Below are 13426 nucleotides of genomic sequence, written 5' to 3' on the forward strand. Positions count from 1 at the left end.
CGTCATTCCATGGCGCCGTGGCGCCGGTACTCGTCGATGCTCGGCGGGTACTCGGTCCAGAACATCAGGGTTCCGCTGTGCTTCATCAGCGTCTCCTGCTTGCCTCGCGCGTCCGCATCGGAGACCGCGAGCGAGACGCCGAGGGAGATATTCGGCTCCGCCGCGCCGAGGAGGTCCGCCAACGGGAGCGTGAGCGTCATCTCGTATCCCCGAGGACGCTTGCGCCAGGTGCCCTGGATGGCGGGAAGGGGGGTGTTCGCCTCTCCCGTCCAGTCACGCGCCTCGACCTTTCCTCCCGCCGCGAGCAGGAGGCCCAGCTTGAGCTCGGAGAACGCTCCAGGCGTGCGCATCCGGTGCACGGTGAACTCCACATGGTCCGAGTGCACACCGGTACCGGTGCCCAGAGGAACAACCCTGTCATCGTGCACCTCCACGTGGAGGGCGAGCGCCCCACCCACGCGCGCCAGCCGCCAGGCGAAAGCCAGGTCCTCCACGTCCCTCCAACCCGCGAGCCCCCAGGTGATATGGGCGGGCGTATAGGCCTGGGCCGTGGGGGCCAACGCGAGCGCGGCCTCCGTGGACTGCGCCGACCGCACGGGGTACGGCCTGATTCCGTCGACCACCGCGCCCACGGTGTCACTGAACACCATGTAGCCCGGCCGGCTGCGGGAGAGCGTCTCCATGTGCTCCATCGAGCCGCGGGCGCCGACAGGTCCCGACAAGGCGTACGCGGTGGATGACACCTGGACCTCGACCCCGTCCTCGTCGAACCCGAGCGACTGGAGGTCGTCCCCCCTCACCAGGAGGCCACAGAAAGGTCCCTTGAGGCCGGCCTCCGCCGGTGGGGAGGCGTCCTCGGTATCGGCCTCGGACGAGGGCTCGACGCCGGAGAGCAGCAGGAAACAGGTCCCGTCCCGACAGGCATGGTCCACGGGATTGAAGCGCAGGTCCTCGCGGCACAGGGCGCGAGCCCGAGCGAGGAGCGCGTCATCCACGGGCAGGGACCTGGGAGGTTTCGGGTCGACTGGCGCCTTCCCACGCCGCGCCGCGGGCTTCGTCCACTTCGGCGTTCGAAGGGGGGCCGCGATGAATCGCGAGCCATCCGGCGCGACCTTCAGGACCTGGCGGGATACGGCGGTCGGGTCCAATGCATTGGCGGGGATGCTGAAGGGCTCATTCCTGCTCGTGGTGACGACCTCGACATGCCCCGCGTCGATGAAGCGCAGGGTGCTCGGGGACCACGCGTCGAGGTCATGTGCCGCCCCCAGGAATCTCCCCTCCCGGTCCGACATGACCATCTGCTGGCTCGTGCAGAGTCCGTAGAAGCAGGGCCCCATGCTCTGGACCACGCGCCAAAGACAGAGGCGACCTTCGCAGGCGATCCGCTTCTGCGTATCCAACCCGTAGTACGCGCCACCTTCGGGCGTCTCGACCAGGACCGCACCCCTGTCGAACCAAGGCTCGGTGGGAGCGGCCAGGGCCGTCGTGCTCCCGAGCCACAGCCCGAGCGCCAGGGCTCGGCCAGGGTGCCGTCGCATCCGAGGCGCCCGGGACGGAGAGGATGCGGCGCGGTGGACTCGGTCGTTCATGGATTCCTCTTCATGCACCATGGGTTTGCAGACGGCATGCCTCGACTTCCGACTGGAGGGACACACGGGCCCACGACATGGCGCGTCGAGAACGCGGCTCCAGGACCACAAGGAGAGGGCCGCCAGCCACGGGGCGCTCCGCCCCTGACTGAAGGCTTCCCAGCAGTTCCTCTACAATCCCTCACATGAGCCAGATTGCCGTGCACATCGAAGACACCCGGACCGGGCAGGTGGAGACACGCCACGTCGACAACCTGGAAGCGCGCTGCTCCCGGGAGACGGGCATCGTCATCGGCTCCGCCACGGACTGTGACATCGTGCTCGCGTCACCCGAGGTCTGCGCACACCATGCCCGGTGGTATCCCGGCGGCTACCACCGCTTCGTCCTGCTCCTCGACGAGGACGCGGTGATCAACAACTCCCGAGGCGACCCGTACCGCGGCGGGGAGACGCTGCGTGTCGACCATCGCCCCTTCCAGATCGGCCCGTTCATCATCAGCATCTAGCGCGGAACGGACTGGCATTGCCTCACGCCCGCCGCAGCGTCGCGACCAGGGGTAGGTGGTCCGAGGGCTCCTGCTCCGAGGGCAGCGGCGTCAGGTCATCGATGACCGGCGGAGCAACGGGGCGGGCGCTCAGGCCCCGTGAGTGGAAGATGAAGTCGATGGCCTTGGCCTCGCCATTCGCGTTGCACGTGGGCGCGTGCTGGCCCTGGAAGGCGTCTTCCAGCCCCGCCTCGGTGAACGCGCGAACCAGCGGCTCGCCGGGGCGCGCATTGAAGTCACCGCAAGCCACCCACAGCGCGCCTGGGTCCGCCTGGACGACCTCCCCGAGCAGCTCCGTGGCCTGCTGCATCCCCTGGTGCAGCGCCACCGGCCTGTCGGGCCGGTCCCATCGCAGGTGCGTACACGCCACGCGCAAGCGGTCCTGCCCCACCGCGAAGTCGACGACCAGCGCCAGGTGCCCCGAGACGCGCCCGTCCTCCAGCACGTCCTTGAAGTAGTGGGCCCGGTGCCCCACGTAGCGCTCCCCGCGATGGAACACCGCGCAACCGTCGGGCTTGCCTTGCTGCTTCAACGCCAGCACACCGGAGTACCCGTGCGAGGACAGGGACCGCTGGAGCGCGTCGAAGGTGGAGGCCTCCACCTCCTGGAGACAGACGATGTCCGCGTCCAGCGACAGGATGCGTCGGGCCAGGGCCTCCTGTCGCCTTCGCGGCTCGAAGAGGTGCGCGGGCGTGTTCGGAAACCACTCCGGTCGGATGTAGGAATCCGCGAGGAGGTTGTACGAGGCCACCCGAACTCCCCACGCCATCGGCAACTCCTTTGACGCCCCCGCCTCGGGCCGGGTGCAGGTGCCCGCCCCTCGGAGGACAGGGCCCGCCCGTTATCGCAGGCCATGCCCTTTCAGTCGACGGCGTCGATGGAGAGCATGATGCGCCGCTGCCCTGACACGAGCGCCGGGGAGCGGTGGACGACACCGTTCCCCGCGTTCCCGGGCCACGACTCTCCCTTCAACAACGCCACGTCGAAGCGCTCCAATCGCTGCACGCGCCCGCCCGCGCGGAGCACCTCGCCCTTCGGCCCCAGCCCCTCTCGCAGCGCGTCCGCGTTCTCCAGCCACTCGGTGGCGGGGCCCGCGTAGGTGCAGAGCAACCGCACGCCGACCCGGTCCACGTGGAAGCGCGGACACATCTCCCGCTCCAACGTGGTGAGCCGCACGCCCAGCCACCGGCACTCGAGGAGGTCCGCGTACACCTGGCAGAGCTGGCGCAGGTCCTCACACCAGGCCTCGCGCTCCTCCACCCCCGACAGCTCCGCGAGTGTCCCTCGGAAGTCCAGGCGTCTTGCATCCACGCGCTCGACGACGTGGAGGGTGTGCCGGGCACAGACAGTCCCCAACCACCGGCTGAGCTCGGAGCCCAGGCCCCGGCGCCACACGCAGAGGTTGAGACCCTCGCGATAGATTTCCGTCAGCTCCGAGGGCTGCCAGACGAGGACGTGCGAGGCGGACCATGACTCGGGAGCGCGTGACTCCCACCGCGAGGCGGGCTCCATCAGGCGCTCCGCTCCTCGGCGGCCGCGTCCTCGTCGCGCACCACCTCCCACGCCGGGAAGGGGTCTTCCAGCGCAGACCATCCGGAAGGGCCCAGCGCGAGCTCCGCGGGCGTCAAGAGACACGCCTCGAGTTGCCCCAGGACCTCCTCGGGGTCCGCATCCCGGGTGATGAAGACCAGCTCCTGACGCCGGTCCCCATACGGCCCCGTCATCTCGCGCTCGAGCTCCGCCTGGGCCTCGGGCTCCTCCGGCCACTCCTCGCGAGGCACCGCGGCCCACCACAGGCCCGCGGGCTCGAAGCTGCACGCGCCACCGGCCTGGGCCCACACGCCCGTGATGTCCATCCGGGTGGCGAGCCAGAAGAACCCCTTGCTGCGCAGCACGCCCTTCCAGCTCCCATGGATGAAGTCCCAGAAGCGCTGGGGATGCAGCGGCACGCGGCCGCGGAAGACGAAGCTGCGGATGCCGTACGTCTCGGACTCCGGCACGTGCTCGCCGCGAAGCTCCTTGAGCCACCCCGGAGCACGACTCGCGCGCTCGAAGTCGAAGCGCCGGGTATCGAGCACCTCCGCGAGCGGCACCCTGCCCCGCTCCGCCAGCACCTGCCGCGCCTCCGGGTTGAGCCTGCGCAGAATCTCGCCCAGTTCCTCCAACTGGGAGGAGGAGACCAGGTCCGTCTTGTTCAGCACCAGCACGTCCGCGAACTCCACCTGCTCCACCAGCAGGTCCACCACCGTCCGCTCATCCTCGTCGGCGATGGCGAGGCCACACTCGGCCAGCCCCTGCGAGCCCTCCCAGTCGCGCAGGAAGTTGAGCGCATCCACCACCGTCACCAGCGTGTCCAGCCTCGCCACGTCGGACAGGCTGCGGCCGGACTCGTCGGCGAAGGTGAAGGTCTCCGCCACCGGCAGCGGCTCGGAGATGCCGGTGGACTCGATGAGCAGGTAGTCGAAGCGCTCCTCACGGGCCAGCCGCCCCACCTCCTCGAGCAGGTCCTCCCGGAGCGTGCAGCAGATGCAGCCGTTGGACAGCTCCACCAGCTTCTCGTCCACCCGGCTGAGCGAGGCGCCGCCCTGCACGAGCCGCGCGTCGATGTTCACCTCGCTCATGTCATTGACGATGACGGCGACGCGCAGACCCTCACGGTTGTTGAGGATGTGATTGAGCAGGGTCGTCTTCCCCGCGCCGAGGAAACCGGAGAGGACGGTGGTGGGAAGGCGGCGCTTCACGGCGGGCTCGCTCATGGCTTGCCCTCCACGAACAGCACATGCTTGCGCACGCGAGGGTCGTACTTCTTGAGCTGGAGCTTGTCCTGCGACTTCCGCTTGTTCTTCGTCGTCGTGTAGAAGTAGCCGGTCTTCGCGGTCGACACGAGATGGACGATGGTCCGATTGCCCTTGGGCATGATGAATCCATTGAGAGAGAGGAATTGAAGGAAACGCGCGCGACGAGGCGCTGGGCGCCATGGCCCAGGCCCGCGACACGAGACGGACTGCGACGGCTCAGCGACCGGGCGGAGAGCCCTTCGGTGCGAGCGCCAGCAACGGAACTCCGGAGCCATTCCCCACGGACTCCTCGAGCGTGAGGAGCGGCCGCGACGACGGGACCGTCAGCAGGAGTCCAGCAGGCAGGAACACCGCCTGACGCGCCTGTGCCCAGGCCAGGGCACACCGCGCATGCGAATCTCCATCCTCCTCGCCATCCGTGAGCGCGACCTCGGCCCCGGGCCCCTGTCGCACGGCGGACGCGAGGAGCCCCGCGTCGTCCAACTCCTCGAACGCCCGATGCTCGGCGCAGTAGCGGTGCGCGTGCTCGTCCGAATGGAGCACCCCCACCAGCGGCAACGTCAGCCACAACACCGCGAGGGTGGCCGCGCAGGCGCGCGCTGGAAGGGACATGGGGCGGAGCATCGGACGCTTACGTAACTCGATTGCAAAAACCAATCAAGCCCGTCGTCCCTCCGTCCCCGGCGCTACTTGAACTCCGCGGGCGACAGGCCGTGCCTTCGCAACAGCTCGTAGAAGTCCGTCCGGTTGCGGCTCGCGGTGCGCGCGGCCGCGGCCACGTTGCCCTTCGAGCGGCGGAGCACCTCGGACAGGTAGCGCCGCTCGAAGCGGTCTCTCGCCTCGCGCAGCGTGGGCAGCTCCCCTTCCGCGCTCAGCCAGTCCTGCTCCTCCTCGCGCACGGCGTCCGCGGGCGCGCGGGAGGACGTCGGCGGGTCGAACATGCGCGCCACGTGCTCGAAGCGGATGTCGTCCTCGGGCGCCAGCAGCACCAGCGCCTCCATGGCGTTCACCAGCTCGCGGACGTTTCCCGGCCACGAGTGCGAGCGCAAGAGGTCCATCACCTCCGGCGCCAGCCGGGGCAGCCGCAGCCCGTTGCGCGCGGCGGCCTGCTCCAGGTGCCGCGTGGCGAGAATCGGGATGTCCTCCAGCCGCTCGCGCAGCGGAGGCATCACGATGGGGAGCACCGCGAGCCGGTAGTAGAGGTCCTCGCGGAAGCGCTTCGCCTCGACCTCCTCACGCAGGTCGCGGTTGGTCGCCGCCACGATGCGCACGTCGGCCTCCTCCTCCACCGTGCTGCCCACCCTCGCGAAGCGCCGCTCCTGGAGCACGCGCAGCAGCTTCACCTGGACCCGGAGCGCCGCCTCGCCAATCTCGTCGAGGAACAACGTCCCGCCGCGCGCCGCGCCGAACAACCCCTCGCGCGTCTGCGTGGCCCCGGTGAAGGCGCCCTTCACGTGGCCGAACAGCTCGCTCTCCAGAAGCTCCGGCGGCAGCGCCCCGCAGTTGACCGCGACGAACGGCCCGCTCGCGCGCCGCGACAGCGCATGGACCTGCCGCGCCGCCAGCTCCTTGCCCGTGCCGGACTCGCCCAGGATGAGCACCGTCGCCTCGGACGGGGCCACCCGCGCGATGCGGTCCCTCACCTCGGCGATGGCGGAGCTGGTGCCCAGCAGTCGCTCGGGCGTGGTGCCCGCGACGATGCGGCGCAGGTCGGCCAGCTCCCGCCGCAAGTCACTGCGCTCCGTCGCGTGCAACAGCTTCTGGACCAGCTCGTGGTCCTGGAAGGGCTTGGTGAGGAAGCCATACGCGCCCCGCTGCATCGCCTCCACGGCCGTCTCGATGGTGCCGTGCGCGGTGAGGATGACGACGGGCAGGTCCGGCGAGCGGGCCCGCATCTGTCCCATCACCTCCAGCCCATCCGCCCCCTCCAGCCGGAGGTCGAGCACGACGGCGTCCACCTCCTCCTGCTCGAGCAGCTCCAGCCCGCGGGCCGCTGTGAGCGCGGTGGTGACCTTCATCCCACGCGCTTCCAGTCTCAACGAGATGAGCTCACACAGCTCCGCGTCGTCGTCCACCACCAACACATGTCCACCGCGGGGGTGCTTCATCCTTCCATCCTCTTGGACATCGCTTCCGTCGCCACCGGGGCGGGTGCTCCCAACCCCAGCGGGAACACCAGCACGAACCGCGCGCCGGGGTTCGCGTTCTCCAGCACCAGCACATCACCGCCCAGCGCCCGCATCATCCGCTGCGCCAGGGGCAACCCCAGGCCCAACCCATCCGCGGCGGCGGCGCCCACCGCGCGGGTGAAGAAGGGCTCGAAGACCCGCGGGCGCACGTCGTCGGGCACGCCGGGGCCTTCATCCCGCACCTCGATCCGCGCCCACGTCCCGGGCTGGCCATCCGGCCCCCGGGGCATGAGCGTGCGGGTGACGTAGACAGTCTGACCGGGCGCGGAGACGCGCACACCATTCGTCATCAGGCTCACCAACGAGCGCTCCACCAGCGCGGCATCCAGCGAGGCCGGAGGCGTCGTGCCCTCGGCCTGGAGCACCAGCTTCGTACCGCGTTCCTCCGCCAGCTCGTTGACCTCCTCGACGGCGCGCGCGATGACGTCATCCAACCGACACCCCTCGTCCCGGCGCACGGCCTTGCCCGCCTGGACCCGGGTCAAATCCAACAGCGCGGTGACCAGCCGGATCTCGCGCTCGCACGCCACCTGCGCCAGCGCCACCACGCGCTGCTGCTGCGCCGTCAAGGGGCCCGCGGTGCCGTCCGCCAACAGACCGATGGCCGTGCGCAGCCGCGCCAGCGGCGTGCGCAGGTCATGAGAGGCGGAGGCGACGAAGGCGTCCTTGAGCTGGTCGAGCTCCGACAGCCGGCCCCGCATGCGGTCCAGGTCCGCCCACAGCGCGCGAATCTCACTGGGCCCGGAGACCGCGGGCAGCGGCGCGAAGTTGCCGTCCCCCACCCGGTGCGCCAGCGCGGACAACTGCCCCAGCGGGCGCGTCACCCCTTGAGCCACCCACCGCGCCACCGCCCACGCCGCCACCACCGCCATGGCCCCCAGGATGAGCCCCACCGCGATGGCGGACGAGCCGATGTCGTGCGCCCGCATCTCGCGCTGACGGATGGCCGAGTGCAGCGCGAGCGTGGTGTTGATCCACGCGTCGGTGAGCTGCTCCGCCAGGTGCAGGCGCTGGTTGCGCAGCGCCGCGTTCTGCAGCCGCTCGCACGTGTCGCCCTGGAGGATGTGGCTCGCGTAGCTCTTGAAGCCCTCGGCCGCGCGCAGGAGCAACGGCTGCGTGGCGGCGCCGTGACGCTTCAGGAGGGCGTCCAGGTGGGTGAGCCGTTGCCCGAGCGTCGCCGCGGCAGCGGGCACCTCCTGGGGACTGTGCTCACAAGCGAACAGGCCCTGACGGGCGGCCACCTCCACGGCCCAGGCGGCCTGATGGACGGCCTCCTCCTTGATGACTCCGCCGAGCTGCTCCTCACGGACCTCCGTGAGCAGGGACGTCATCCGGACGATGGCCACCCCCGAGAAGGCAGCCGCGCCCAGCAGCGCGGCGGTCATGAGTGCGTGGGAGATGAGCAGTCGGTGAGCGAGTCGCATGAGGCCGATTCATACGCATGTGAGGGCGCGCTTGTTCCGGAAGTCTCACTACCGAGCTGACGAGCGTCGCGCAGCAATTTCGAGCGGGTGTTCCCTCGTGAATCTTCCTGTCGGTTCCGACAGACAGGTGTCGGCCGACAGGTGACGACGAAGCGTCGGCCTCGGCCGACAGTTGAATCAGCATTCAGAGGGGAGAGGCCGTCGGCACGGTCCATGTAGATGGCCCGGGCATCATGGTCGAGACTCCTACGCTCAAGACGCCCCGTGGATGGACCGCAGGTCCGAAGCGGTTGTGGACGGACTGGAAGCAGATGGTGTCACGCCGGACGCTCCCGGGTGACGCGAGCGCCGCTCTGACAGTGGCGTGTGTCGCGCTTCCTTTGAATCTGGCGCTGGCGGTGGCCTCGGGGCTACCTCCCGAGGTCGGCCTCATCAGCGGCGCCGTCGCCGGTGTCGTCGCGGCGATGCTCGGCGGAGGCCGGCTCCAGGTGACGGGCCCCGAGGCCGCGCTCGTGCCCACCGTGCTGCTCATCTCCATGAAGCACGGCGTGGCGGGCGTCATCGTGGCCACGCTCGCGTGCGGCGCGCTCCAGGTGGTGCTCGGCCTGTCCCGCGCGGGCAGGCTCGCGCAGTTCATGCCCTCCGAGGTCACCCGTGGCTTCACCGCCGGCATCGGGTTGTTGCTGCTCGACGGTCAGCTTCCCCGGCTGCTCGGCGCGGTGACGGAGGGCACGTCCTCCGCGCGCGCGCTGGTGCTCCCCTCCACGTGGTCCACCTGGTCCGTGCACGGCGCCTCCGTGGTGGTGGGCGTGCTGGTGGTGGCCTGCATGCTCCTCATGCCCAAACTGCACCGCTCCATTCCCGCGGTGCTGGTGGGGCTGGTGGTCGCCACCGCGGCGTCCAGCCTGGGTGTGCTCTCCGAGGGCCTGGCGCGCGTCGGCGCGCTGCCCACGGGCCTGCCCATGCCGGTGATGCCCTCCTTCGCGGGGCTGGACTTCCAGGCGCTCCTGCCGGACATCCTGGCGCTGACGGTGCTGGCGTCGTTGGGCTCGCTCCTGTCCGCGCGGGCGCTGGACCAGCTGCCCGGGCTGGAGAACCACCGGACGGACGGAGACCAGGAGCTGGTGGCGCAGGGCTTCGCCAACGCGACATCGGCGATGTTCGGCGGCATGCCGGTGATGGGCGCCATCGTCCGCTCGTCCGTGTCCGTCCAGGCGGGGGGCCGCACGCGCGCCGCCTCCGTGCTGCACGCGGTGATGCTGCTGGGCGCCTGCATCCTGGCCGGCTCGTTGGTCGCGCTGATTCCGATGGCCGCGCTCGCCGCCATCCTGCTCGTCGTCGCCACGCGGCTGTTGGACTTGCGCGGGCTGCGCGCGCTGATGCGGCAGAACGCGGGCAAGGGGGCGGTGTCCGTTGCGACCGCGCTGCTCATCGCCACGGTGGGCTTCCTGCCGGGCCTGGTCGCGGGCGTGCTGCTGTCACTGGCGTGGGGCTTCTTCTCGCGGCCCAGGGCCCATGTGCGCAGCCTGCTGCTGCGCCCCGATGGCCGCCCGCTCTTCCGCCCGCTCGGCGCCGAGGGGCAGGACGCCTACGCGCGGCCTCCGGTGCAACTGCTGCGCGTGCGCGGCGACCTGGATGTGCGCTCCTGCGCCAACGTGAGCGCGGCGCTGCAGGCTCCGCCCTGGCCGGACTTCCTGGTGCTGGACCTCTCCGAGGTGAAGTTCATGGACGCGGCGGGCCTTCGCACGCTGCGCGAGCTGTCCGATGCGCTGGCCGTCCGCCGGGGCCGGGTGCTGGTGGCGGGCGCGCGCAACGGCGTCGCCAAGATGATGGAGACGGACGGGACGTGGTCGGACACCAGTCCGCACGCGATGATGGCGACGATGGAGGACGTGCTGGAGCACATCAAACAGGAGAGCACCCAGCAGGCCCCCGCGAAGGTGACGAACACCTCGGGGGCACCGCAGCCCACCTGAGCCGCGGCGCCACCTGCCCCATCCAGGTGGCGCCCCCTTCCCCACAGCGCGCGTCAGCGGTTCATGCTAAAGACTCATCCAACTCAGGATAGTCGGCTTTAGCAGTCATCGCTGAATTCTCTACCCACGCGCGAACGAGGGTGTCGCGCGGGAGGCTCCATGCCCTGTGTCCGAGAGGTGCGGCTCTCGTTGTTGCTGTGCGTGGTGCTGGTGGCGGGCGCGGCACGGGCCCAGTCACCGAGCACCTTCGTGAACTGGGAGCACCCCCACGTCCACCCGCTGGAGCTGACGCCGGACGGCACGCGCCTGCTCGCGGTGAACACGGCGGACAACCGGCTCATGGTGTTCTCCGTGACGGGCGGGACGCCGGTGCTCACGGCCTCCATCCCGGTGGGCCTGGACCCCGTGTCCGTGCGCGCCCGGAGCAACACCGAGGCGTGGGTCGTCAACCACGTCTCCGACAGCGTCAGCATCGTGGACCTCACCACGCTCAACGTCAGGGCCACCCTTCCCACGGATGACGAGCCCGCGGACGTCATCTTCGCGGGCTCACCGCAGCGCGCGTTCATCTCCTGCTCGCAGGTGAACCGCGTGCTGGTGCTGGACCCGACCAATCCCCTCGCCACGCCCACGCGGCTCGCGCTGCAAGGTGAAGAGCCTCGCGCGCTCGCCACCAACGCGGCGGGCACCCACGTCTACGTCGCCTTCTTCGAGTCCGGCAACCGCAGCACGGTGCTCGGCGGTGGCAATGCGATGGGCGGCGGCGGCTTCCCACCCAACGTGGTGAGCAGCGGGCTGGGCCCCTACGGCGGCGTCAACCCGCCCCCCAACGCCGGCAATGCGTTCAACCCGCCCAGGCGCAGCGGCACGCCCGCGCCTCCTCCCGTGGCGCTCATCGTGAAGAAGAACGCCAGCGGCCAGTGGATGGACGACAACAGCCGTGACTGGACGAGCGTCGTCTCGGGAAGCAACGCGTCCGCGTCCGGACGTCGCCCGGGCTGGGATCTGCCGGACCGGGACGTGGCCATCATCAACGCGTCCACGCTGGCCGTCACGTACGCCAGCGGGGCGATGAACCTGAACATGGCGCTGGCGGTCCACCCGGGCGGCCACGTCGTCGTGGTGGGCACGGACGCGGTGAACGAGGTCCGCTTCGAGCCCAACCTCAAGGGCCGCTTCCTGCGCGTGCTCGCCGCCGCGTTCGACCCGACCAATCCCTCCGTCGTCTCCCGCTTCGACCTCAATCCGCACCTGACGTACACCACGGGCACGGTGCCCCTGGCGACGCGGCGGCTCGCGCTGGGAGACCCGCGAGGGCTCGCCTGGAACACGGACGGCAGCCGCGTCTACATCACCGGCATGGGCTCCAACAACGTCGCCGTCATGGACGACGCGGGCGGAAGAATCACCCAGGTGACGGTGGGCGAGGGCCCCACGGGCGTGGTGCTCTCCGGGACGCGGCTCTACGTGCTCAACAAGTTCGCCGCGAGCATCTCCCTGGTGGACACCACCTCGAACACCGAGGTCGCGCGGGTGCCGTTCTTCGACCCCTCCCCCGGCGCCATCAAGGTCGGCCGCAGGCACCTGTATGACACGCACACGGGCTCGGGCCTGGGACACGTGTCGTGCGCGTCATGCCACATCGACGGCCGGCTCGACCGGCTCGCGTGGGATTTGGGAGACCCCGCCGGCGAGATGAAGGCCGTCACCGGGCAGAACCTGGGCATGGGCATCCCCGGGCTCACGTCGAACTTCCAGCCGTGGCACGCGATGAAGGGCCCGATGACGACGCAGACGCTCCAGGACCTCATCGGCAAGGAGCCTTTACACTGGCGCGGAGACCGCGCGGGCATCGAGGAGTTCAACGGCGCCTTCACCAGCCTCCAGGGAGACGACACCCAGCTCACCGTCATCGAGATGCAGCAGTTCGAGGACTTCCTCGCGACGCTCACCTTCCCGCCCAATCCCTTCCGGAACCTCGACAACTCGCTGCCCACGAGCCTGCCTTTGCCCGGGCACTTCACCACGGGGCGCTTCGGCGCCGCGGGACAGCCGCTGCCCAACGGGAACGCGGTCAACGGTCTGCGCATCTACCGGCCGCCGCGCCTGCTGGACTCGGGCGTCTTCGCCTGCTCGACGTGCCACACCCTGCCCACGGGCCTGGGCGCGGACGTGCGCTGGAACGGGAGCCAGTTCCTGCCCGTCAACGCGGGCCCCAACGGCGAGCGTCACACGGGGCTCGTCTCCGTGGATGGCTTCACCAACGTGACGATGAAGATTTCACAACTGCGAAACCTCTACGAGAAGGTGGGTATGGAGTTCACCCAGACGTCGAACCTGGCGGGCTTCGGCTTCTCGCATGACGGCAGCGTGGACTCGATTGCCCGCTTCATCACCGAGCCGGTGTTCACGCTCCAGAGCGACCAGGAGGTCGCGGACATGGTGGCGTTCATGCTCGCGTTCTCGGGATCGGACCTGCCCAAGGGCACCACGACGACGGTCGCGGAGCCGCCCGGGCCGGACAGCAAGGACACCCACGCGGCGGTGGGCAGGCAGGTGACGCTGACCACGGCGAGCCCCACGCCCGCGCAAACCGGCACCCTGGCCTCGTTCCAGGCCCTCGCCGACAGCGGCAAGGTGGGGCTGGTGGCGAAGGGCAACCAGGGCGGCATCGCGCGCGGCGCGACCTATGTGGGCGGGGGTCTGTTCCAGGCCGACCGCGCGGCGGAGACCGTCACCGCCGCGCAGCTCCAGACGATGGCGCTGCCCGGCAACGAGCTGACCTTCACGGTGGTGCCCAAGGGCTCGGAGGTGCGCATCGGCATCGACCGGGACCTGGACGGCGTCTTCGACCGCGATGAGCTGGACCGGGGGACCCGGCCCGATGACCCGCTGAGCCGATAGC

The 13426-nt window shown here is 70.1% G+C and carries 11 protein-coding genes; 3 read left to right on the forward strand and 8 right to left on the reverse strand.

The annotated features are described in order from the left end of the window. Nucleotides 1–2: 2 nt before the first annotated feature. Nucleotides 3–1538 (reverse strand): hypothetical protein, encoded by a 1536-nt coding sequence (locus AC6JA9_RS28945; RefSeq protein WP_497958156.1) that lies wholly within the window; start codon nt 1536–1538, stop codon nt 3–5. Between the two features lie 236 nt (nt 1539–1774). Here AC6JA9_RS28945 and AC6JA9_RS28950 point away from each other — a divergent pair, with 236 nt between their 5' ends. Further along, entirely contained in the window at nt 1775–2095 is a 321-nt protein-coding gene (locus tag AC6JA9_RS28950) for a hypothetical protein (protein WP_497958157.1), read from the forward strand. Nucleotides 2096–2117: 22 nt separating this feature from the next. Here AC6JA9_RS28950 and AC6JA9_RS28955 read toward each other — a convergent pair whose 3' ends face one another. The 7 genes from AC6JA9_RS28955 to AC6JA9_RS28985 all read right to left on the reverse strand — a co-directional run bounded on the left by AC6JA9_RS28955 (nt 2118) and on the right by AC6JA9_RS28985 (nt 8545). After that, nucleotides 2118–2903, reverse strand: a complete 786-nt coding sequence (locus AC6JA9_RS28955; RefSeq protein WP_497958158.1) for an endonuclease/exonuclease/phosphatase family protein — start codon at nt 2901–2903, stop codon at nt 2118–2120. A 92-nt stretch (nt 2904–2995) separates the two neighbouring features. After that, on the reverse strand, nt 2996–3646 hold the full coding sequence (locus AC6JA9_RS28960) for a DUF1826 domain-containing protein (RefSeq protein ID WP_267700251.1): 651 nt from the start codon (nt 3644–3646) through the stop codon (nt 2996–2998). Beyond that, complete coding sequence (zigA, locus tag AC6JA9_RS28965) at nt 3646–4890, reverse strand: zinc metallochaperone GTPase ZigA (protein WP_223745690.1); 1245 nt, start codon at nt 4888–4890, stop codon at nt 3646–3648. Before zigA ends, AC6JA9_RS28960 begins: the two co-directional genes overlap by 1 nt. Continuing rightward, nucleotides 4887–5051: a 50S ribosomal protein L33 gene (gene rpmG / locus AC6JA9_RS28970; RefSeq protein ID WP_046714983.1), complete on the reverse strand. Its 165-nt coding sequence runs from the start codon at nt 5049–5051 to the stop codon at nt 4887–4889. The genes zigA and rpmG overlap by 4 nt, the downstream gene beginning before the upstream one ends. A gap of 97 nt (nt 5052–5148) precedes the next feature. After that, entirely contained in the window at nt 5149–5544 is a 396-nt protein-coding gene (locus tag AC6JA9_RS28975; protein WP_223745689.1) for a hypothetical protein, read from the reverse strand. 74 nt (nt 5545–5618) lie between these two features. Next, nucleotides 5619–7040, reverse strand: a complete 1422-nt coding sequence (locus AC6JA9_RS28980) for a sigma-54-dependent transcriptional regulator (protein ID WP_223745688.1) — start codon at nt 7038–7040, stop codon at nt 5619–5621. Then, nucleotides 7037–8545, reverse strand: a complete 1509-nt coding sequence (locus AC6JA9_RS28985; protein ID WP_497958159.1) for a HAMP domain-containing sensor histidine kinase — start codon at nt 8543–8545, stop codon at nt 7037–7039. The genes AC6JA9_RS28980 and AC6JA9_RS28985 overlap by 4 nt, the downstream gene beginning before the upstream one ends. Nucleotides 8546–8778: 233 nt before the next feature. Here AC6JA9_RS28985 and AC6JA9_RS28990 point away from each other — a divergent pair, with 233 nt between their 5' ends. Both AC6JA9_RS28990 and AC6JA9_RS28995 read left to right on the forward strand, forming a co-directional pair. Next, nucleotides 8779–10521 (forward strand): SulP family inorganic anion transporter, encoded by a 1743-nt coding sequence (locus AC6JA9_RS28990; RefSeq protein ID WP_497958160.1) that lies wholly within the window; start codon nt 8779–8781, stop codon nt 10519–10521. A gap of 159 nt (nt 10522–10680) precedes the next feature. Then, complete coding sequence (locus AC6JA9_RS28995) at nt 10681–13425, forward strand: YncE family protein (protein ID WP_497958161.1); 2745 nt, start codon at nt 10681–10683, stop codon at nt 13423–13425. Nucleotide 13426: the final 1 nt, after the last annotated feature.

It is taken from the genome of Myxococcus sp. MH1 (genome assembly GCF_059738865.1).